This is a genomic window from Acidobacteriota bacterium (assembly GCA_039030395.1).
Taxonomy (GTDB): domain Bacteria; phylum Acidobacteriota; class Thermoanaerobaculia; order Multivoradales; family JBCCEF01; genus JBCCEF01.
In genome coordinates this window covers 1-21572 of the sequence record JBCCEF010000030.1, presented here as the reverse complement: position 1 = coordinate 21572, position 21572 = coordinate 1, and the positions used below count along the sequence as shown (strand labels likewise).

Below are 21572 nucleotides of genomic sequence, written 5' to 3'. Positions count from 1 at the left end.
GACTTTACGCCGCCGGAGCCTTCCGATTTGGGTGACCACGATGTGCCGCGCCTGGGCGATCAGCTCGCCGGGCGGCACGTCGCACTGCTGGTCACCGGCGGCATCGCCGCCATGAAAGCGCCGCTGGTGGCCCGTGCCCTGCGCCGCCAGGGGGCCGCGGTCACCGCCTTCGCCTCGCGCGAGGGATTGCGCTACGTCACCGAGGAGACCCTGGCCTGGAGCACCGTCCGGCCGGTGGTCAAGGAGCTGACCCCGGCGGCGGAGCACCTGAGCGACGATCAACCGTTCGACGCCTATTTGCTGGCGCCGGCCACCTACAACAGCCTCAACAAGTTCTCTTTGGGCGTCGCCGACGGCGTGATCACCTCGACCCTGGCGTCCGCCCTCGGTCGGCAGGAACGGGGCGAAACTGAGGTGCTGGTGGCGCCGACCATGCACGGCACCCTGCACAACCGCATCCTCACCGAGTCCCTCGAACGGCTGGACCGCCTCGGGGTGCGGGTGATTCCGCCGCGGCCGGGCTACGGCAAGCACAACCTACCGGCGGAGGAGGTGCTGGTGGCGGAGGTGTGCCGGGCGGTCAGCCGCTCGCCCCTCAAGGGCGTGCGCTTGATGGTTACCGGCGGACCCACTCCGGTGGCGATCGATGCGGTGCGCCGGTTGACCAACAAGTTCCGCGGCGAATTGGGTTGCCGGGTGGCCGAGGAGCTGTACTGGCGCGGCGCCGATGTGCTGCTGATCCACGGCGCCGGCGCCTACATGCCGCCGGAGCATCTGCCCTGGAAACTGGTGATGGATTACGACGAGTACCGCCAGGCGGTGCTCGAGGAGGTGTCCGAGAACCACCCCCGGGCGGCGATTTTCACCGCCGCCGTGGCGGACTACCGGGCGAAGAAGGTGCTGGCCGGCAAGACTCCCAGCGGCGGCGCCCTCGCCCGCATTGACCTGGTGCCGACGGAGAAGGTGGTGGAGCTGGTGCGCGAGCGCGATCCGAAGCTCCACATGGTCACCTTCAAGTACCAAGAAGACATCGGTCACGATGAATTGATGGAGATCGCCGCCGATCGTCGCCGCCGCGGCTACCAGACGGTGATCGCCAACCGCGGCGAAGAGCGTGGGCCGGACGGTGAGCAGGTCGCCTGGCTGACCCACGACAGCGCCGAGCCGCTGCGCATGGAAGGCAAGCTGGTGATCGCCAAGGCCATCGCCGATCACCTCGAAGCCACCCTCGCCGCCGGCTGACAGCCTCGGTCGTCGAAACCTTCTACAACCAACCCTGCTGCCGGGCGATGCGGGCCGCCTCGGTGCGGTTGGAAGCGTCCAGTTTGCTGATCGCTTCCGAAAGGTAGTTGCGCACCGTGCCCTCCGACAGGTGGAGGGTGGTGGCGATGGCGGCGGTGGGTTTGCCTTCGCCGGCTAGGCGGAGGACTTGCCGCTCGCGGTCGGTTAGCGGATCCGGCTCGCCCCAGGCGGCGGAGGCGAGTTCCGGGTCGATGGCGCGCCGGCCGTCGTGCACCCGGCGGATGGCGTCGGCGAGCTGGCTGGACGGGGCGTCTTTGAGCAGGTAGCCGGCGGCGCCGGCGTCGAGGGCGCGGCGCAGATAGCCGCGGCGGGCGAAGGTGGTGAGAATCACCACTCGCGGTCCTCCACCCCAATCCGGCTCGCGGTCTTCTTCGCTGCGCCGCAGGATCTCGCCGGCTAGCTCGAGACCGGTCATCCCGGGCATCTCGATGTCCGTCAGCACCACGTCCACCGCTGCCGTGTCGAGCGCCGCGAGGGCCTGGCGGCCGTCGTCGACCTGGGCGACCACTTCGAGGTCGTCCTCCAGCGAGAGCAGCGCCGCCAGGGCGCCGCGCACCATCGCCTGATCCTCCACCAGCAGCACCCGGATCACGATTCGAGACCCTTCGCCGCCACCGGTTCAGCGGCCTGGGCGACCGGCGCTGTGGTGACCGGCACCGTGACCACCAGTCGGGTGCCGTCGGCGCCGTTGCGCTCCACCGTGCCGCCGACCGCCGCTACCCGCTCGCGCATGCCGCGCAAGCCGGCGCCCTCCGGTGCCTGGCCGCCGCGGCCGTCGTCCGCGACCTCTAGGCGCCAATCGTCGGCGACGCGCTCAAAGCGCACCCGGCACCGCTGTGCGGCGGAGTGGCGGGCGACGTTGGTGAGGGCTTCCCGCAGGGCGAGGTTGAAGATCGGGCGCAGCCCATCGTCCGGCTCGACCAGGGGTTCTTCGCGGATCAGCTCGATCTCGGCGGCGCGCAAGGCCGGCGAACTGCGATCCAGCTCTTCCACCAGGCTGGTGGCGCGATAGCCGGTGACCGCCTCTCGGACCTCCCGCAGGGCGCGTCGGGAGATTCCCTCGACGGCGCGCATCTCCTCGGCGGCCCGGGCCGGGTCTTGCTCCACCAGGCGGCTGGCGAGTTCCGCCTTCAAGGTGACGACGGACAGGGTGTGCCCCAGCAGGTCGTGGAGGTCGCGGGCGATGCGCTCGCGCTCCGCTTGGGTGGCGAGGCGTTCGATTTCCTCCTGGGAGCGGGCGAGGGCGCGGCCTTGGCGGGAGGTTTCGGCGAAGTGGTAGGTGATGGCGGCGACCACCACCGAGAACGCCGAGGCGACCGCCCAGTAGATCGTCGGCAGGTCGAAGAACCAGCTCTGGAGTGCCACCATGGCGACGATGCCGGCGACCCACAGGACCACTACCCGGCGCTTTTGAGACTGGCCGACGGCCCCCGCCGCGTAGATCGGGAAGCAGGCCGCGCCGCCGTTGCCCGGCGCCGCCACCAGGGCGAGCGCCAAGATGCCGACGGCCGGCGGAACCGCCTGCCTGCCGGTCACCCAGTAGGTGCGGAAGTAGAGCGGCAGGAAGGCCGCCGTCACCAGCGCCGTGCGCACGAGGTCCCAGGGATCGCCGACCACCAGCGGCCGGGCCCAGTAAAACCCCAGGTAGATCAGCCAGGCGTAGGGCGTCCAGCCGATGGTGGGGTTCTCGGGGAATAGGCGGAGCCTCATGGACGGTGCCCTAGGGGTCGATCGATCACTGGATCAATAAAAGGTCACGTCGTCGATTTCGAAGCGGAAGGTGCCGAGTCCGGGACCGCCGGTGAAGGCAATGCCGACCAGGTCCGACCCGTCCACGCCGAAACTCTCGAAGGTGTGTTCTTCGGTCTGCCAGCCGTCGCCCGCCTCGAAGGTGGCCTGTGCCGGCATGGCGCCGCGGGACTGAGCGAACACCATCAGCCGGTAGGTCCCGCCATCGCCCTGGGTGCGGAATCGAATGCCCGCGCGGTGCGAAAGGTTGGCCGGCTGCATTGGCTGGTCGGCGGGGAAGAACATGGCGCCGGCCCAGGGGAAGGCGAAGCCCGTGAGGATCTCTCCGGTGACCTGTAGGGCCTTGCCGTCGCCCGCTTCCACCAGGACGAGGTTCACCTGCGAGGCGCCGCCCGCCATCTCATCCGTCGTCGGTTGCCAGCCGAAGCCGAATGCGGAAGGAATCTCGTCGCCGTCGCCGGTGTCGAAGGTGGAGATGGTCGTCGCCGCCAGCGGCGGGAGTCGCGTCTCCGTCGCTGCGACCTCCTGGCGCGCCGCCGGAACGCCGAGCTTCCACACACCCACGATGTCGCGAGTGGCGGCAATGTTCGCCAGCGGATTGCCCTCCACCAGCAGCAGGTCCGCCCGGCGGCCCGGCGCGATGCGGCCGCGGTCCAGCAGCCGGAAGGCCTCGGCGGCGTGGGCGGTGGCGCCGGCGAGGGCCTCCGCCGGCGTCAGTCCCGCCGCCACCAGCAGCGCCAGTTCGTGGTGCATGCTGGCGCCGTGGGCGGTGCCGGGGTTGGGGGCATCGGTACCGGCCAAGATCGGTACCGATGCCTCGTGCAGGCGGCGGATGGTGTCGAAGGCGTTCTTTAGCTTCTCCTGGGGCGTTGCGCCGGCGAAGCTGCGTTTGAGGCCCTGCACCTGGTCGCTTTCGAGGAACGGAGAAAGATTCGCGTCTTCGAGTACCGGCGTGCCGTTCTGGGCGAGCACCGCGAGGGTGGGGATGACGAAGATACCTGCTTCCCCGGCGGCCTCGATCAGGCGATCGCTCGGCGGCCGGTCGGTGAACAGGTGCACCAGTCCATCCACGCCGGTGGGGATGATCTTTTCGGCGCTGTCCAGGGTGCCGATATGGGCGACCGCTAAATGCTCGCGGGCGTGGGTTGCGGTGACCACGGCCTCGACCGTCGGAAGGTCGAGGGTCGGAATGCTGCGCCCCCAGCCGCTGCCGTCCTCATGGACGATCTTGATGAACTTCGACCCTTCGGCCAGCCGGTCGGCGACGAAAGCGTCGGCGTCCTCCGGCTGGGTGAGGGTGGGAATCTCGAATCCGTACTGGGTGCCGTGGCCGCCGGGAGCGGTTGCCAAAATCCCCGCCGAGTAGAGGTCCGCTTCGCCGGGATTTCCGTTCTCCGCTTGCTTGGCGTAGACCCCCGCCGCGTAGTCCGGCTGGGTGAACATGTCGATGCTGGTGGTCACGCCGAAGGTCAACGCCTGGGTGAGAGCCGAACCCCAGGTGTGGGTGTGGCAGTCGATCAGTCCCGGAAGCAACGTCTTGCCGGCGCCTTCGATCACCGGTGTTCCTTCCGGAATCGGCAACTCCGACCCGACGGCGGCGATGGTTCCGCCGTTCACCAGCACAGTGGTCTGCTCGATGATCCCGGTGCCGTCGAACACCCGGACATCGGTGATGGCGAAGCGCTCCTTCGGCAGCTCTTGGCCAACGGCGGCCGCTGCGAAGACGATCAGGGCGATCGACAAGGCGAGGGAGCTCGGCGAGCGGATGATTCTGGCCATGGTCGTTCTTCTCCTCAAAGGGCTCAAGATCGGCTCCGGTCCCGCCGCTGGGCGAGCCAAGCGGTGGTCAGGAACACCGCCGCAAAGGCGGCGAGGGCGAGCACAGAGCGGACCGCCGTTTCCCGCATCGGCATTCCGACAACGCCAAGGGCGAGTTGAGCCGCATAGTACGACGGAAGAAACGTAGCGATCTTCTGGATGAACCCCGGCAGGATTTTGATTGGCATCCACAGGCCGGAAAGAAACGCCATCGGCAGGTAGATCAGGTTGATCACCGCCGGCGCCGCGTGCGGACCGCACAGGTAGCCGAAGGTCAGCCCCAGGGCGACAAAGGGCAGCATCGCGCCGATCAACACCCCGCCCAGGAGAAGCCAGTTGCCGGCGCCCAAGGAAACGTCCCCGCCCCCGGCGGCGAGCAGCGCTAGGCCCAGGTAGACCAGGGTGCCGAAGACCGTCGCCATAACCGTCTTGGCGAAGGTGCTGGCGGCCGGCGGCATGGGGCTCGCTCGCTTGAGCCGCAGCCATCCCTGGCCGCGCTCCGTAGCGGTGGTGACGCCAAAGCCAAACAGGGCCACGCCCATCACCCCGAAAACCCCGTAGGTGGCAAGCAGATAGGTGGGCATCGACAGGGCAGCGCCGGGTGCCTTGAAGGCCAGGCCGAAGAGGATGTAGAACATCCAGGGGAAGGCCAAGGTCGGCAGCACGAAGGCCGGCATGCGGAAGGTCTTCAGCAGTTCGTAGCGCGTTTCGAGGGCGAAGGTTTGAACGCTCATGCGGCACTCCTTTCGGTGTCCGCCCGCTGGGCGTCGACCAGGGCGAGGAAAGCGTCTTCCAGGGCGGCTCCCTGGATCTCCAGGTCGGCCATCGGCGGGTCTCGTTCGAGGAGCTGCCGCACGGTTTCCTCGGCGCTGCTCGAGATCAGCTCTACTCGTCCGTCGCCTGCTTCTTTTCGGAGCCGGACGGACTGCACTCCCGGCAGCGCCGCCAGCGCCTCCTCCGGCAGGGCGGTCCGGCAGCGGATGGTCTTCACCCCGACCCGCGCCTTGATCTCGTCGGAGGTGCCATCGGCGATAAAGCGGCCGCCATCGAGCACCAGCACGCGGTCCGCCAGGGCATCCGCCTCCTCCAGGTAGTGGGTCGTCAAGACGACGGTGCGGCCCTGCTCCGCGAGGTGCCGGATGCGCCGCCACAGACCGCGCCGGGACTCGACATCGAGGCCGGTGGTGGGTTCGTCGAGGAAGAGCAGTTCCGGGTCGCCGCAGATCGCCAGGGCGAACATCAGCCGCTGTTTCTCGCCGCCGGACAGCCGCGCGAAGGGCCGATCGCGGAGGGCTTCGAGACCGGCGAGGTGGAGGGTCTCGTCGAGGCTCAGGGGCCGCTCGTAGTAGCTTGAAAAGAGATGGATGTGTTCCGCCACCCGCAGCGTCTCCGGCAACCCGGAAATCTGAAGCATCGCGCCGGTGCGCTGGCGGGCGGCGCGGGACGCCGGCTCCAGGCCGAACAGCCGGGCGGTGCCGCCGTCCGGCCGGTCGAGGCCGAGGAGTAGGCTCACCAGAGTCGTCTTGCCGGCGCCGTTGGGGCCGAGGAGGGCGACGATTTCGCCCGATTGGGCGCAGAAGTCCACGGCGTCGACGGCGGTCACGTCGCCGTAGCGCTTGGTCGCCTGCCGCGCTTCGACGATCGGGTGGGCTGGGGGTCCGGCGGTCGCCGGTGCGAGTCTCGTTCCGTCCGGTTTTTTTCTCATCATGAACGAATCTTGCGCCCCGGTGGGCCGCTTTCGCCAGTGAGGTCTGTCACCGATCGGTCGTGACAAATGTCATCCGCGGCAGGGGCGCCGCGGGGCGTCCGGGCGAGCGGTGAAACTTCGGTGGCTCCAGACTCGTAGGGCAGTCCGATCGGGGGAAAACCTCGTCTCAGATGCGCGAAGACCACCATTACCGATGAGGAGTGTCATGAAGACCAAGGGGAATTCTCGGGTCGGCAAGGCCCTGTGGGTGTTCACCATCGCCGGCATCGGATGCTGGATGGCCGGTGCCGCGGCGGCGGAAGAGTTGGCCCGGCTGCGGAATCTCGAAGCCGGTGCCACCGCCTCCGAAGGGTTCCGTCTTTCGACGGTCGGCGAGGTGCGAATCGAGGCGGTGATGCCGGCGAAGTCTATCCGCTTCGGCGAGGCGGCGGCCGCCTGGATCCTCGATGCCGAGACCCGCCAACCGGTATGGGTGTTGCGCCAGGAGGACGCCGACGACACCAGCCGCAACCGATTCGAGGTGACGGAGGACATCACCCTCCAGGCCGGGCGTTACGAAATCTGGGTGGCGACCGTTGCGGAGCGCAACTGGGACAACCCGAACTCCGACTCCTGGGTCGATCAGGCGGCGCGCTGGATGTTCGGTTTGGAGGCCCACGAAAAGGCCGTCGAGGTGATCGATGTGCGGCTGACCGGTCCCGGAGAGTCCCTTTCCGCCGTCGAGCGGGAGCGCTGGGCCGAAGAGCGCCGTGCCTCGAGGGTGGTCGACTTCACCGGCGTGGAGGACAAACAGCACAGGCGTCGCGGCCTCGAGGTTTCGGAGCCCGTGACTCTGCGCCTCCAAGCGATCGGCGAAGTGACCGATCGCGGTCTCTACGACTTCGGCTGGGTGGCCGACGCGGATTCCGGCGAGGTGTACTGGATGCTCGATCGGGCGGCCTCCAGGCAAGGCGGAGGTGCCGACAAGAATCGCCGTTTCGACGGCTCAGTGGACCTTCCGGCGGGCCGCTACATCGCCGCCTTCGTCAGCGACGACAGCCATGCGACGGACGCCTGGAACGCGCCGCCGCCGTGGGATCCGACCGGCTGGGGTCTGGTCCTCGCCGCGGACTCGCCCGAGGACCGCGCCAAGATCACCGAGTTCGATCCCGCCTCGCTGTTCGAGGAACGTACGCTGGCCCGCCTTCCCGGCGACGCGACGAGCGAAACGCGGGACCTGTCCTTTGTTCTCAGCCGCGGTGCGTCCCTGCGGGTGCAGGCGGTGGGCGAAGGGGTCTCCGGCCAGATGTACGACTACGGCTGGATGATCGATCAGGTGACCGGCGAACGGGTGTGGGAACAGCGCTTCGAGACCACCGTCGCCGCCGGCGGCGCTGCCAAGAACCGCCGCTCGGACGAGGTGCTGGCGCTCCCGGCGGGTCGCTACACGGCTTACTTCACCACCGACGGTTCCCACTCGATGGGGAGCTGGAACGCCGGACCGCCGCCGAATCCGGAGCGCTGGGGCTTGACCCTGCTGGCGCCGGACGAAGGTTTCGACCGCGGCGTCTTTCGCCGGCAGCGGCAGGTGGAGGGCGGTGAAGGGGTGGTGGCCCAGATCCAGCGGGTGGGAAGCCGCGCCCATTCCTCCAAAGACTTTGCCCTGGAGCAGGAGACGCGGCTGCATTTGGTGGTGATCGGCGAGGGCCGCTCCGGGAGGATGTACGACTACGCCTGGATCGAGACCCGGCCGGCGGGCGAGCGGGTGTGGGAGATGGATTACGACGACACGGAGCCGGCCGGCGGCGCTTCGAAGAACCGAATGTTTCGCGGCAGTGTCACCCTGCCGGTGGGTCGCTACACGGTGCACTACAAGACCGACGGCAGCCATGCCTTCGGCGACTGGAATCAGGCGCCTCCTAGCCGGCCCGATGCCTGGGGAGTCTTGATGACCGTAGGTGGCTCTGGGTAGCGACCGGCGCCGACTCGTGACCGACCGAACCGCCGCCTTCGGGCGGCGGTTTTTTCGTTGCTTCCTGTTCACTTTGGACTGCTAGGATCGGCGCTCATTTCTTCACCCCCGGGGAGTCTCTCGATGGCGCAACAGAAGGTGGTACTGGCCTACAGCGGCGGCTTGGATACCGCTTGCATTCTGAAGGTTCTGCAGGAACGCGGCTACGAGGTGATCGCCTACGTGGCCGACGTCGGCCAGCAGGAAGATTTTGACGACGTCGAGCGACGCGCCCTGGCCACCGGCGCCTCGAAGGTCTTCGTGGAGGATCTGCGTCGCGAATTCGTCACGGACTTCATTTTCCCGGCGATTGCCGGCAACGCCATCTACGAGAACCGCTATCTGCTCGGCACCGCCCTCGCCCGGCCGCTGATCGCCCAGCGCCACGTCGAGATCGCGCGCGCCGAAGGAGCGACGGCGATCGCTCACGGGGCCACCGGCAAGGGGAACGATCAGGTGCGCTTCGAGCTGGCCTTCGCCGCTCTGGCTCCGGATCTCGAGATCATCGCTCCGTGGAAGGAAGAAGGCTTCCTGGAGCGCTTCAAGGGTCGCAAGGATCTCCTCGACTTTGCCGCCGAGCGCGGCATTCCGGTCGAGGCCACGGCCTCCAAGCCCTACAGCTCCGATGAGAACCTGATGCACAAGAGCTACGAGGCCGGAGACTTAGAAGATCCGGCCTTCACGCCGCCGGAGGACATCTTCCGGCTGACCCGCTCGCCGGTGGCGGCGCCGGATCTTGCGGCGCGGCTGGAGGTGGAATTCAAAGACGCCACACCGGTACGGGTGACGGATCGGGATTCCGGCGAGTCCTGGAGCGAGCCGCTGGAGCTGTATCTATCGTTGAACGATCTCGCCGGTGAGCACGCCGTCGGACGAGTGGACATGGTCGAGAACCGCTTCGTCGGTATCAAGTCGCGCGGCGTCTACGAAACCCCGGCGGGCACCGTACTGCACCACGCCTTGCGCGACCTCGAAGGCATTGCCATGGACCGCGAAGTGCTGCGCCTGCGCGACTCCCTGTCGCCGAAGTTCTCGGAGCTGATCTACAACGGCTTCTGGTTTTCGCCGGAGATGGACTTCGTGCGCGCCGCTTTCGCCCAGGCGGAAAAGCTGATCGACGGTACCGTGCGGCTCGATCTCTTCAAGGGTGCGGTGCATGTCCGCGGCCGGGAGTCTCCCAGCTCCCTCTACGATCAGGAGCTGTCGTCGATGGACGTCGAGGGCGGCTACGACCAGAAGGATGCCCGCGGCTTCATCCGCATCAACGCTCTGCGCTTGGGCGCCCACAAGGTGATCATCGGCGGGGCGAAGCAGCGATGACCCGGCTGTGGGACCGCGGTCAGCGGATCGACGAGCGGATCCACCGCTTCACCGTCGGCCGCGATCCGGAACTCGACCTCCGCCTGGTGCCCTACGATGCCCTGGCGAGTGCCGCCCATGCGGCTGGCCTCGTCTCCATCGGGCTGCTCTCGGAGGGCGATTTCCAGGCCTTGCGCCGGGAACTGGCGGCCATCGCCGACGACGTCCGGGCCGGCCGCTTCGCGATCACCGGCGACGAAGAGGACGGCCACACGGCGATCGAAAACCGCCTGGTCGCACGTCTGGGGGATGCCGGCAAGCGCATCCACACCGGCCGCAGTCGCAACGATCAAGTGATCGCCGCCACCCGGCTGTTCGGGCGTGAGGCGCTCCTTGATCAGATGGACACCCTCCTCACCCTGACCGACCGCCTGGTGGCGTTGGCGGAGCGCCACCGCGAGGTTTCCGTTCCGGGCTACACCCACGCCCGGCAAGCAGTGCCCTCGACCCTGGGGTTCCTCTTTGTCGCCCACGCGGAAGGGTTGGCGGCGGCGGTGCCGTGGCTCCGCACTGCCTTCGAACACCTCGACCGTTCACCCCTCGGCAGCGCCGCCGGCTACGGCGTGCCCTTGCCCCTGGCGCGCGAAGACGTGGCGCGCCGCCTGGCCTTCGGTGAAGTGCAGGGCAATACCCTGGCGGTGCAGAACGAGCGCGGCAAGACGGAGTTTCTGGTGCTCGGGGCGATCCTCGGACCGGTGCTCGACTTGGGGCGCCTGGCGGCGGATCTGATCTGGTTCGCCAGCGACGAGTTGCGCTACCTGCGCCTCGATGAAAGCGTCACCACCGGCTCCAGCATCATGCCGCAGAAGCGCAATCCGGACGTGCTGGAGTTGGTGCGGGCCGGCTCCGCTCGGCTGCGGGCACGGCAGGCGGAGGTCGCCGCCGTCGTCGGGCCGCTGGTGTCCGGCTACCACCGAGACCTGCAGCTCACCAAGGAGCCTTTCCTGGAAGGGATGGTGGGGGCGGGCGATCTGTTGGCCGCGATGTTGCCGGTACTCGAAACGTTGACCGTCGACGAAGAGCGCTGCCGCGCCGCCTTCCAACGCTCCATCGGCGCAACGGACGAGGTGTTCCGGCGAGTCGGCCGCGGCGAACCCTTCCGCAGCGCCTACCAGGCGGTCGCCCAGGACCCGGAAGGCGCCGTCGATGGCGATCCGGCGGAGAGCTGGCGCCTGCGCACCCACCTCGGCGCACCCGGGGCGCTCGATCCGGCGCCGGTTCGCCGGCAGGTGGAGCAGGCGCGACGTTGGCTGGCGGAAACCGGCGAGCGGGTGGCCGGCGCCTGGAGGCTGCTCGCCGAACCGGCCGAAGTGGGAAGCGAGTAGAATCCCACTTTCACAATGTCTCGATCGGATCACTTCTCGGCTGTGGCCGATGGCTATGCCCGCTATCGGCCGGGCTATCCGCCGGCGCTCTTTGGTTACCTGGCGGATCTAGGTTCGCGGCGGCGCCTGGCCTGGGACTGCGCTACCGGCAACGGCCAAGCGGCGGTGGAGCTGGCGGAGCACTTCGATCAGGTGGTGGCGACGGACCTCTCCGCCAGTCAGATCGCCAAGGCTATCGCTCACCCCAGGGTCGAATACCGGGCGGTGGCTGCCGACGAACGCAGCCTGGAAGATTCCTCCGTCGATCTGGTGACGGTGGCCCAAGCCCTGCACTGGCTGGAACTCGAAGGTTTCTATCGTGAGGTCCAGCGGGTACTGGCGCCGGGCGGCGCTCTGGCCTGCTGGTGCTACAACATGTTGCAGGTCGAGCCGCGCATCAACGCCGTCGTCAACCGCTACTACAGCCAAGTTGTCGGCCCCTACTGGCCGCCGGAGCGGCGCCTGTTGGAGGCCGGCTATCGGACGGTGCCGTTTCCCTTCGACGAAGAGGACGTGCCGGACTTCGAGATGAGCGAGAACTGGACCCTGGAGCAACTCGTCGGCTATCTCGGCACCTGGTCCGCCACCACTCGCTACCGCACTGCCGAGGGCACCGACCCTCTCGACCGGATCCGCGGCGACCTCGAAATCGCCTGGGGCGATCCGGACGCGGCGCGGACGATCCGCTGGCCGCTCCACGTGCGGATCGGCCGCCTCGACTTCTAGAGAGCGTCTACTGTGCCCGGTCGGCGGTGACCGACAGGCCGTCCGTCCCGTCGCCGGCCACCCTCAGCAGCCACGGATTGCAGCACACATCGCAATCGTGGACCATCTCGCCGCGACTCTCCGGGTCGAGGAGGATTTCGACCGTCTCAAAGCAGTAGGGGCACTGGACCGTCACCGGTTCGAGCATCGCTCCACGCTATCTGAAACGTTTGCCTCTTGCCGCGGCACTTTCCAACGGAAGGTTGCCTGTTCCCTCGGATGCGTTAATATTTTCGAATCTTTGGGTTATTGCTGGCCGTCTGTTTTGGTGTGGACGTTGGGGTTTTGGGAGAAGACGATGGCTGCAGGGCAGTGGAAGCCGGGTGAGAAGGCCCGTGCTGCCGAGGTGTTGACTCTGGCAGGAATCGCCTCGGTGCGTCCCGGCGAGCCGCGGGATTTCGTGCGGGAGGGTGTTGACGAACAGCTCGGAAGGAAGGCCTACGCCACCGGTGGGGTTTGGCAGCGGGTGTGGGGGCCGGGCTTGTCGCGCGAAAACCCACCGCCGGACAACGCCGCCGGCATCATGGCCTATGCGGCCCGCCGCCGGCCGGAGGACGATGAAGGTACCGACGCAGAAGGTGGCCTGGCGGTTGCCCTGCGCAGCCCCCGCTGGAGCTTATTGGCTCACCTGACGGACCGCGAGTGGATCGAAACGGTGCCCTACCCGCACGGGCCGGCCGGCGCCCGGGTGTCGCGCGGCGCCCTGCAGGGGTTGCACCAACTCTTAGCCATGCGGGACCCCCGCCGCGGCGCCTTGATGGAATTCGTGGAGCGTCAGAGCGACGTTCCGTGGGTGGCGACCGGCCATGGATTGAGCGGCGCGGTGGCGATTCTGTTGCACCTCGAATGGGCCCGGCACGAAGGGGACCCAGAGCGCGAGATCACCTCCTGGGCCTTCGGGGCACCGAGTATCGGCAACCAGGTCTTCGAAGACTGGGTCGAGGAAACGATCGGTGCGGCGAGCTACCGGGTGGTCAATCCCTACGACACGGTGCCCTACGTCTGGGCGCGCCTGGATGATCTGGTGCGGAAGGGAATTCCTAACGATCTGGCGGCGGGGGCCGGCGATGCGGCGCCTCTCGACATGCGCGCCGTCCTCGGCGAGGCGGAGGATCGGTTGCGGGCCCTCCCGCCGTCGGAGCGCTTCGCGTCTCCTCGGCGGGTGGGGGAGCGGATCCTGCGCGGGGTGCAGATTCCGCTGCCCGGCCAGAGTTCCGAGGGGCAGCCGTGGCTTGCGCAGGTCGACGAGCAGCACGCACCGAACGGCTATCTGTGGCTTCTCGAGGCGCCGGAACTGGTCGACGAGGACCGCGAGGGACCCTTTGGCGAGCGATCGCTCCTGCCGCACTTTGCCGCCACCCTGCCGATTCGGGTACAGCGACAGGAAAGGTAAACCTTGGTGGAGTGCGAAGAGAGTGTCAATCAAGCGATCCCGAGCCCGAAGGGGCTGGGCGCCCCCGCCGAGGATGGGGTGAGCCCGAAGAGTTCATCTCTTCGGGCGAGGGGGTGCCCAGCCCCCTAGAGACGAATTAGTTGGCAAGTGTGCTGAAATCATCGGCGAAGCCGATTCAGCACCCTGCTAGTTGATGTAGCCCAAGGCCTTCAGCTTCTCGACGCTTTCCGGATCGACATCCGCCGGCGGCAGCCCCTCGGTGCGCTCGAGGCCCGAGATCACTAGGTCCCGCCACTGGCGGAGCGCCTCGGACTCATCGATGCCTTCCTCGCTCAGGTTGGACCGTTCCCCCGGATCCTCAGCCAAGTCGAACAGCCGATGGCGATCATTGGTCAGGCGCAGCACTTCCTTGTTGCCGTCCCGCAGGATGCCCACTTCGAGGAGGCCCGCTCGCCGGGCGTTGCCCGCCTCCTGGTTGGAGAGGACCGCCCCCTTGTGGGCCTGGAAGAGCGAGGTGCGTTGCTCCGGCGGTGCTTGCCCGTGGCGCAACACAGCGCTCCAGTCGTAGCCCCGGAAACTCTGTGGGATGTCCAGGCCGAGGAGGCCCAGGACCGTCGGGGCGATGTCCGTCAGCAGTGCTGGAGCGGTGATCTTTGCCGGGTCGATCACTCCCGGCCACGAAATGGACAGCGGTACGTGCAGGCCCGGTTCGTAGAGGTTCCGGCCGTGGCCCCAGTAGTCGTGCTCGCCGAGGCTCTCGCCGTGGTCCGAAGTGAAGACCACCAGGGTGCCGCGGCGGGAGCGCGGCAGGGCCTCGAGCAGGTCGCCGATCTTCTCGTCGACGAATCCGATTTCGGAGTCGTAGCGGTTTTCCTTGGTCGATCCGTCGATGCCGAGGCGCTTCCCTTGGTCGCGCTGATGGAGGTACGGAGCGTGCGGCTCCGTGTAGTGGACCCAGGCGAACACCGGGCGCCGGCGGCCGGCCGTTTCGGAGAGCCAAGTGAGGGCCGCCTCGTTGACGTCTTCGGCCGTCGCCTCGCCCTTGAAGAAGCCGAACCAACGCTTCTTGGTGAGCACCTCTTCGTAGCGTTCGAAATGTTCCGACAGGCCGGAAATGGAGTCCTTCAAGGTCCAGTTCGAGACGAAGGCCGCGGTGCGGTAGCCGCGCTCGTCGAGCACCTTTGGCAAGGACTGAAGTTCCGGCCGCATGCGCAAGCCGTTGCGCGTGGCGCCATGCTCGTGGGGATACAACGAGGTGACCAGCGAGGTAAGCGCGGGATTGGTCAGCGGCTCGACGGTGCGGGCCTCCGTGAACCGCGCTCCGGTGGCCATCAGACGGTCGAGGTTGGGGCTCGTCGGTCGCGAATAGCCGTAGCCGGAGAGGCGATCCGCCCGCAGCGTATCGACGGTCACCAGGAGAATGTCGGGCGTTTCCGCGGCCGTCGCCGCGGCGGGCGGCGATGCCAGGAAAAGCGCCGTGAGGAAGGCGTGTTGGACCGCCGCCCGGAACCGTTTCGCTGCCTGGTTGTGGGTCATTCGGACGGAGAAAGGGGCGGTCGGCAACATCGCGGTTGGGCTCGTGAAGATTTTCGTCAACCAAGGGGAGGTACTTCGGAACGGCCGGTCGGGAGTCTAGCAAAGGATGCTCCGCCGGGTCCGGTCTCCCGGTTCTCGGCCATGGGGTAGAGTCGCACCTTCGAATAGCGATTCATCGCCACCTCCACCGCTTCGGCGCCGACCGTGCACACCCTCGACCTGATCCACCAGCCCCTCCAACCGTCGACCGCGGCCCGCGCCGCGACCCGCCTGCGGTCCGGTGAGCTGTTGCAGGTCGAATTGTTCGATGCGGCCGGCGCCGGCGCCTTGCTCGACGAGATCACCGAACTGCAGGCGGCGCACCTCGACCGGCACGTAGATTCCTATAGCCAGCTCCTGGTGGGGTCCGGCGGCGCGTTGTTCAATTGGGGCACGGCGGAGGGCGAGGGGGCGGTGCCGGTGGTGGTCGAGAACCGGCCGCTGCTCGGGACCTTCCTGGCCGCCGCCACCACCCTCGCCGAGGCCACCCGTCAGGGGAACGAAGAGATCCTGCTGTCGGTGGTCCCTTCGGTGCGCAAGGACCGCACCTTCCCGCGCTTCTTCCATCGCGACTCGCACTCGTCCGTCGACGAGATCGATCGCGACCGGGACGTGCCGTCGAGCTACCGCACGGTGTGGGATCTCGGGCTGGAGCGCAGCGCCGAGGTGTTGAACGTTCACTTCGTGCGCCGCGCCGCCCTGCTGGACGAGGCGGGTCGGGTCGCCGGGGAGTACCGCCACCTCTTTCAGCAGCAGAACCTGGACTTCCGGCAAATGAGCGACTCCGAGATCGATGCAGTGCAGCCCCAGATGCGCGAGGGCCTGCTGCCCTTTGCCGATGACATTCCGCTACTGCGGCCGGGGCGGGCCTTCGTTTGGACGGACGACGCCTACTTTCACACCACCTACCTGCGCGCCGATCGGCGGATCGAAGAGTTGATCGAGCAGCCGCGCTCCATTCTCATCGTTCGGCAGTTCGCCGCCAATGCCCATCACGATATCCCCTGGTCCGAACCGGTGGCCCGGCTATTGCCGTCGGTTCTGGCCTCGTGACGTCACTACGAGAAAGCCGAGAAAGATGCCCAGAATCACCAAGGTCACCACCAAGAAAGGCGATGCCGGAGAAACCAGCCTGGGAAGTGGCCAGCGGGTGTCGAAGGACTCGCCGCGCACCAGCGCCTACGGCACCGTCGACGAACTGAACGCGGTCATCGGAGTGGTGGTGGCGAGTGACGTGGACGATGAGATCCGCACCTTTCTGGCCGGGGTGCAAAACGACTTGTTCCACCTGGGGGCGGATCTCTGCATCCCGGAAGAAGACAAGGAGCGCTTTCCGGGACCCCGCATCGAGGGCCGCCACGTCGACGCCCTCGAGGAGTGCCAGGACCGCCTGGCGGAGGCCCTCGAACCGCTGTCGAACTTCGTGCTTCCCGGGGGAACGGCGGCGGCGGCGCAACTCCACCTGGCGCGTACCGTTTGCCGACGGGCGGAGCGGCGGGTGGTCACCCTCGCGCGCCTGGAGACGGTGGCGGCGGAAAATGTCCGCTACCTGAATCGCCTGTCGGATCTGCTGTTTACCATGTCCCGCTACGAGAACCGGGTCAAGGGAGTCGCCGAGCCCCTGTGGGATAGCCGGGCTTGACCCATCCGCCGGTGGCGGCGGCTACTCTTCGGCCACCCCCGAAAGGGGAGAGCGCAGGAGCTCCAGATGGCTGCGGATCTCCTCCTCCAAACGTTTCTGGGACGCCTCCAGTGCGTTGAGGCGGGGCGCTAGGGTGGGGCGTGGCCCGCCCGGAGCACTTTCGTCGGTTTCCCCTTCCCGGCTCTGGGCCGGGCGCCGGGCGCCGGTGTTGCGGCCCTTGCCCTCTTTGCGGGCGGCTTCATTGGCCGCCGCCCGGGCCGCCTGAACCGCTGCTCGCCGGCCGGCCGCTCGGCGTTCCGACAGCTTCGCCGCCAGCAGCGCCTCGCGATCCGAAGCACCTCCAACCTCGCTGTCCTTCCGGCGGCGGATGCGTCGGGTAGTGGGCCGCGCAGGACCCGAGGCCGCCTGCTTCTTCGCTGCCGTAGCCTTGGCGCCAGACCGTCCGCTCCGCTCGCGATGGATCTCCTCCAGTACCGCGATGGCCGCTTCCGGGAAGCGCTGCCGCTTGCGGCCCTGGGTGGGGATGCGGTCGGCGTGCTCTTCCGCGTACTGCCGCAGGGTGGGGTAGTCGATGCCCAGCCGTGCCGACAGGCTGAGCAGGGAGTAGAGCGTCTCGTTGTTCTCGACCTTCCTTTTTGGCGCCTCCATCGCCTGGCGGTAGCGTTCCATCTGCTCTTGAGCAGCGGTTTTCTTTCCGCCCTGGGCGGGGGTGCTCTTGGCCGTGCGCCCGCTCCCCTGACGAGAGGTCTTCGCGTCCGATGAACTTTTGCCTGCTTTGGTTTTCTTTCTCATAGGGTCGTCCGTCGTCGTGAGTGCCTGTTGTCGAACCGGGGTCCGTGCCGGCGGAGGTTGAGGGCTGCGAGGTGGCCCGTTGGGCGTCCCATCGCGCGGTGGTGCCTCGGCGGACCGATGCCCAGGGGGTCGGCTCTTGGGAGCCCGACCCTGGGCAGGTCGGCCGGATCGCCTCGCCGAGCCTTTGGGCCGGCATCCCTTCGATTCGCGACCCTGGGCTCCTGATTCGCCGGCGGAGTCATCGGCCGCTCGGCGTTGCGCGGTGATGCTCATCAGCCGGCGCCCGGTGTCCGGGGCCGCGCTCGGTTCGTTCTCGTCAAGGCGCTGCACGATCTTGACGGCCCGCGGCGGAAAGCGGTGCATCGCATCCTTGCCGCTGGTCGGAATTCGCTCCGGAAAGCGGTCGAGTAAGCGCAACACGCGCGGGAAAGGGACGCCGCTTTCAGCGACGAGTTCGGCGATGGTAAGGAGCGAAGTCCGCTTCTTACCCCGCGATTTACGATCTCTGAAGTGCAAGGTACCGAGGCCTCCGAACGGCCGTGACGGCAAGTTCAATCATTACATTGAAAATTGGCAGAGCCGGAAGAAGAAACTTCCCGCTCACCAAACGACTTCAGTCTATCAGGACAGCGTCTTAATCGGACGGCCCGCAGAACCCCCGCGACGAATGAAAAAAGTACCTACTGGCAAGCTTTTTCGGTGATTCAGCGCAGGCTGTCCGGCGACATCCGACAGGACCCCTGGAGGAGTGGATTTCCGATCGGAATTCGGACGCCAAGGACAATGCTACAGGAAAACTTAAAATAAATCTTCTCCCCGCCCGTCCACTAGGATACCTAGATTGAAGTTCGCGCGAGGCGCCGCGGCGTGGTCGAGGAAGTAGAGACCCCTCGCGCCACTGGAATGTCTTTCGACCCTCGGGAGGAGTTGCGATGAAAAGTGGAATCTGGAACAGGCTTTGCCTCGTCATGCTGGCCGGCTGGCTGGCCCTTCCCGCCGGCGCCGGTGACTTGGTGCTGGTGCTCGATGCCTCCGGTTCGATGTGGGGGCAGATCGACGGCACGAATAAGATCGTCCTTGCCCGGGAGGCCCTCGACGAGCTGATTGCGGATCTGCCCGGCAGCGACCGAGTAGGTCTGATCGCCTACGGCCATCGGCGTGAGGGCGACTGCGCCGACATCGAAGCCCTGGTCCCCCTGGGTCCGCTCGACAAGGCGGCTCTGCGGGAGCGGGTCCAGGGCATTGCCCCGAAGGGCAAGACGCCGATCACCGACGCCCTCGAAAAGGCCTTCGAGATGGCACCCGAGGGGGCCACGGTGCTGCTGATCAGCGATGGGCTCGAGACCTGTGGCGGCGATCCCTGCAAGGCGGTGGCGGCCCGGCAAGGGGCCAGCCTGGTGGTGCATGTGGTGGGCTTCGGCATTGAAGAAGACGACGTGTCTCAGCTCGAATGCGCCGCCCAGGCCGGCGGCGGCCTGTATTTCGACGCGCAGAACGGCGCTGAGCTGTCCGCTGCCCTCGGCCGGGTGGTCGAGTTGCCGGCGGATTTCGACGGCGGTTATCTGAGCCTCGGAGCGACCGCCGACGGTGAGCTGACGGACGTCAGCGTGCGGGTGCGCGACGCCGACGGCGAGGTGGTGGCCACGGCACGCACCTACACCCAGACCGAGACCAATCCCAGCCGGATTCCCTTGCCGGCCGGCACCTTAGAGGTGACCGTGCGGGCGCTGGCCCTCGACGGTAGCTCCTCGCGAACCCTTGAGCCGGTAGTGATCGTCAGCGGTGAAACGGTGGAGCGGTCGGTCGACTTTTCGTCCGGCGAACTGACCGTGGGGGTAACCCGCAACGGCGAGTTGAGCGATGCGACGGTGCGGGTGCGCCACAGCGCCTCGGGGAATCAGCAGACCGTCGGCCGGACCTACGGGCGGCCGGACAGCAATCCGCGCTCCTTCCGCGTTCCGCCCGGCCTCTACGACGTGGAACTGAAGTCGGTGGAAATCGCCGGCCGGCCGGAGGTGGTCTTTGAAGGGGTCGAGGTGGCGGCCGGCGGCAGCGTGCGTCGCGATCACGAGTTCGCCACCGGCGTGCTGCGGTTGAGCGCCACTCTCGGCGGCCAGCCGGTGGACGCCACGGTGCGTGTTTTCAACCAACACGGCGGCCAGGCGATCTCGACGGCCCGGACCTACGACAGCGTGAAGGACTTCACTCTGCTAGCCGGCTCCTACCGGGTGGACCTCCGCAACCTCGAGTCGAAGAAAGAGCGGTCCGTCGAAGTCACCGTCGAAACGGGCAAGGTGACCGAGCGGGAGGTCATCTTCGAATAGTGGGGTCCTCTCAGACTTGCGGCGGGTCGCTGGTGCCGGCCAGCGGTCGGATGCTGATCTCGCCGCCGTAGGTGCGGTGTGGGCAGGTGCCGGCCAGCCGCTCGGCTTCCTCCAGGCTGCCGGCGCGGACGATGAAGAAACCCGTCACGGCATCGATTCCGGCCGGCTCCGCCGCGCTGTCGGCCAGGTAGGGGCCGCCGGGCCGTAGGTGACCCGCCGACACGAGCTGTCCTCGATCGGCAACACCGGCCGCCCAGGCGCGGTACTCATCCACCAGTACCGGAATCGCCTTGGAGGTGCGAAGCGGTCGCGGCTCGACGAGCAGCAACAGGTACTCGCCGCCGACCGCCCTTTCGATCGCCGCGCTCGCTTCCGGCGGGGCGCCGGTCGTCCAGTTCAGCCCGCCGCGGGCCAGCCATCCTCCCATCGCCGCCAACAGGCAGGCCGCCACCAGCCATCCGGACGCTATCCCTCGCCGCGCCGGCGGTTCGATCAGCCGCCGCGCGCGCAGCTCTGCCACGACTCGTTCTTCGAGTTCCTGCGGCGGCGTCTCGGTGGCGGCGAGGCGTTCCAGTTCGCGAAGGGGAGAAGAGTTCTCGACAGGACGGTTCATAGTCGGTCTCCGGCGCGCAGCTTCGGCGAAGCGGAAGAGAGGCGCAGTCGAAGGTTGCGGCGGGCGTCGAACAGCCGTCGTTTGGACGTGCCGACGGGTATCGCGAGCAGCGATCCCACCTCCTCGTGTGTGAAGCCTTGGAGATCGTAGAGCACCAGCACTTCGCGCTGTTTCGGGGGCAGCGCAGCAATCTGGCGTTCGAGGTCAAGGCGGTCGCCGCCGCGAGCGGCGGGCACGGCACCGGGGTCCTGCGGCGGATGACCGGCCACCACCCGGTGAGGACCGCGCCGTCGCTCGCGGCAGCAGTTGACGACGAAGCCTGCCAGCCAGGTGCGAAGCGCCGAGGCGCCGCGGAATTCAACCAGGCGTTCAGCGGCCCGGATCCACGCCTCCTGGAGAGCGTCCTCGGCTTCCTCGCGATGGCCCCCGGTCAGGCGCAAGGCGAGAGCGAAGAGAAAAGGCGTATGTCGCCGATAGAGCCGGCGAAAGGCATGCTCGGAGCCATCGGCGACGAAGTGCTCCAGTGCTCGCTTCTCCTCTTGGCTGGTGGTCATCGCTTCATTTTGCTCCATATCCCTGGGTGAGGTCTGTGCCGCGAAGGGTTCGGTCGGCGGCCCCGAACCCTCTTGCCGATTCTCGCCACTCATAGGGTGTCATCCAACTTCCCAGGAGAATACCGATGAGAAATCGATGTCTTGAGTGCAAGTGCTTCCCGACGTTGGTGGTGATGCTTTGCCTTCTTGGGTCGGTCGCGGGCACCGGCCTGGCCGCTGCCGCCCCGGAGGGCTGGAAACCGACGCCTCTCGAGCGCGCCGACGAGATGTCCGAGGCACTCGCCGCCGCGCCGGACTCGATCCGAGACGGCGCCGGCGTCTACGTGTTGACGGACGATGGCTATGAACTGGTCCGGAAGAGCAAGAACGAATTCCACTGCCTCATCGAACGCAGTCAGAAAGACGCGTTCGAGCCCCAGTGCTTCGACGCCGAGGGCTCCGCAACGCTGCTCCAGCAGGTGTTGATGCGCGGTGAGCTGCAAATGGGCGGCGCCTCTGCCGAAGAGGTGAATCGCCAGGTGGCGGCGGCATGGGCGAAGGGCGATCTACGTTCCCCCCGGCGGCCGGGCATCAACTACATGATGTCGCCGCGCAACCGCGTGCCGGTGGGCCCGGAGACGGTGA

General features: G+C 67.5%; 20 protein-coding genes. 10 read left to right on the top strand and 10 right to left on the bottom strand.

The window, feature by feature from the left end:
- Positions 1-27: 27 nt before the first annotated feature.
- Positions 28-1242, top strand: coding sequence for a phosphopantothenoylcysteine decarboxylase (locus tag AAF481_18980; protein ID MEM7483256.1), 1215 nt, complete (start codon positions 28-30; stop codon positions 1240-1242).
- A 22-nt stretch (positions 1243-1264) separates the two neighbouring features.
- Here AAF481_18980 and AAF481_18975 read toward each other — a convergent pair whose 3' ends face one another.
- The 5 genes from AAF481_18975 to AAF481_18955 are packed head-to-tail and all read right to left on the bottom strand — an operon-like array spanning position 1265 to position 6577.
- A complete protein-coding gene (locus AAF481_18975) occupies positions 1265-1894 on the bottom strand; it encodes a response regulator transcription factor (GenBank protein ID MEM7483255.1) in 630 nt (209 codons plus the stop codon).
- A complete protein-coding gene (locus tag AAF481_18970) occupies positions 1891-3012 on the bottom strand; it encodes a sensor histidine kinase (GenBank protein MEM7483254.1) in 1122 nt (373 codons plus the stop codon). Before AAF481_18970 ends, AAF481_18975 begins: the two co-directional genes overlap by 4 nt.
- A gap of 33 nt (positions 3013-3045) precedes the next feature.
- Complete coding sequence (locus AAF481_18965) at positions 3046-4830, bottom strand: CIA30 family protein (protein ID MEM7483253.1); 1785 nt, start codon at positions 4828-4830, stop codon at positions 3046-3048.
- A 23-nt stretch (positions 4831-4853) separates the two neighbouring features.
- Positions 4854-5603, bottom strand: a complete 750-nt coding sequence (locus tag AAF481_18960) for an ABC transporter permease (GenBank protein MEM7483252.1) — start codon at positions 5601-5603, stop codon at positions 4854-4856.
- Positions 5600-6577, bottom strand: a complete 978-nt coding sequence (locus AAF481_18955) for an ABC transporter ATP-binding protein (GenBank protein MEM7483251.1) — start codon at positions 6575-6577, stop codon at positions 5600-5602. The genes AAF481_18960 and AAF481_18955 overlap by 4 nt, the downstream gene beginning before the upstream one ends.
- A gap of 205 nt (positions 6578-6782) precedes the next feature.
- Between AAF481_18955 and AAF481_18950 the strand changes: the two genes are divergently transcribed.
- The 4 genes from AAF481_18950 to AAF481_18935 all read left to right on the top strand — a co-directional run bounded on the left by AAF481_18950 (position 6783) and on the right by AAF481_18935 (position 12016).
- On the top strand, positions 6783-8528 hold the full coding sequence (locus tag AAF481_18950) for a hypothetical protein (protein MEM7483250.1): 1746 nt from the start codon (positions 6783-6785) through the stop codon (positions 8526-8528).
- A gap of 123 nt (positions 8529-8651) precedes the next feature.
- Entirely contained in the window at positions 8652-9887 is a 1236-nt protein-coding gene (locus AAF481_18945) for an argininosuccinate synthase (protein MEM7483249.1), read from the top strand.
- Positions 9884-11251: a lyase family protein gene (locus tag AAF481_18940; GenBank protein MEM7483248.1), complete on the top strand. Its 1368-nt coding sequence runs from the start codon at positions 9884-9886 to the stop codon at positions 11249-11251. Before AAF481_18945 ends, AAF481_18940 begins: the two co-directional genes overlap by 4 nt.
- Before the next feature lie 15 nt (positions 11252-11266).
- Entirely contained in the window at positions 11267-12016 is a 750-nt protein-coding gene (locus AAF481_18935) for a class I SAM-dependent methyltransferase (protein ID MEM7483247.1), read from the top strand.
- Positions 12017-12023: 7 nt separating this feature from the next.
- Here AAF481_18935 and AAF481_18930 read toward each other — a convergent pair whose 3' ends face one another.
- A complete protein-coding gene (locus AAF481_18930) occupies positions 12024-12203 on the bottom strand; it encodes a CPXCG motif-containing cysteine-rich protein (protein MEM7483246.1) in 180 nt (59 codons plus the stop codon).
- Positions 12204-12353: 150 nt separating this feature from the next.
- Between AAF481_18930 and AAF481_18925 the strand changes: the two genes are divergently transcribed.
- Positions 12354-13448, top strand: a complete 1095-nt coding sequence (locus tag AAF481_18925) for a hypothetical protein (GenBank protein MEM7483245.1) — start codon at positions 12354-12356, stop codon at positions 13446-13448.
- A 186-nt stretch (positions 13449-13634) separates the two neighbouring features.
- Here the strand turns inward: AAF481_18925 and AAF481_18920 are convergent, their stop codons facing one another.
- A complete protein-coding gene (locus tag AAF481_18920; protein ID MEM7483244.1) occupies positions 13635-15014 on the bottom strand; it encodes a sulfatase in 1380 nt (459 codons plus the stop codon).
- 174 nt (positions 15015-15188) lie between these two features.
- On the opposite strand from AAF481_18920, the gene AAF481_18915 reads away from it, so the two are divergent.
- A complete protein-coding gene (locus AAF481_18915) occupies positions 15189-16076 on the top strand; it encodes a hypothetical protein (protein MEM7483243.1) in 888 nt (295 codons plus the stop codon).
- Between the two features lie 25 nt (positions 16077-16101).
- Positions 16102-16665, top strand: coding sequence for a cob(I)yrinic acid a,c-diamide adenosyltransferase (locus AAF481_18910; protein ID MEM7483242.1), 564 nt, complete (start codon positions 16102-16104; stop codon positions 16663-16665).
- 21 nt (positions 16666-16686) lie between these two features.
- Here the strand turns inward: AAF481_18910 and AAF481_18905 are convergent, their stop codons facing one another.
- Entirely contained in the window at positions 16687-17334 is a 648-nt protein-coding gene (locus tag AAF481_18905) for a hypothetical protein (GenBank protein MEM7483241.1), read from the bottom strand.
- A gap of 1055 nt (positions 17335-18389) precedes the next feature.
- Between AAF481_18905 and AAF481_18900 the strand changes: the two genes are divergently transcribed.
- Positions 18390-19781: a VWA domain-containing protein gene (locus AAF481_18900; GenBank protein MEM7483240.1), complete on the top strand. Its 1392-nt coding sequence runs from the start codon at positions 18390-18392 to the stop codon at positions 19779-19781.
- A 10-nt stretch (positions 19782-19791) separates the two neighbouring features.
- Here the strand turns inward: AAF481_18900 and AAF481_18895 are convergent, their stop codons facing one another.
- Positions 19792-20394, bottom strand: coding sequence for a hypothetical protein (locus tag AAF481_18895; protein MEM7483239.1), 603 nt, complete (start codon positions 20392-20394; stop codon positions 19792-19794).
- Positions 20391-20948 carry a sigma-70 family RNA polymerase sigma factor gene (locus AAF481_18890; protein MEM7483238.1) on the bottom strand — a complete coding sequence of 186 codons (558 nt, stop codon included), beginning with the start codon at positions 20946-20948 and terminating at the stop codon, positions 20391-20393. The genes AAF481_18895 and AAF481_18890 overlap by 4 nt, the downstream gene beginning before the upstream one ends.
- A 125-nt stretch (positions 20949-21073) precedes the next feature.
- Here AAF481_18890 and AAF481_18885 point away from each other — a divergent pair.
- The coding region (locus AAF481_18885; protein MEM7483237.1) for a hypothetical protein at positions 21074-21572 on the top strand (499 nt) is incomplete at its 3' end.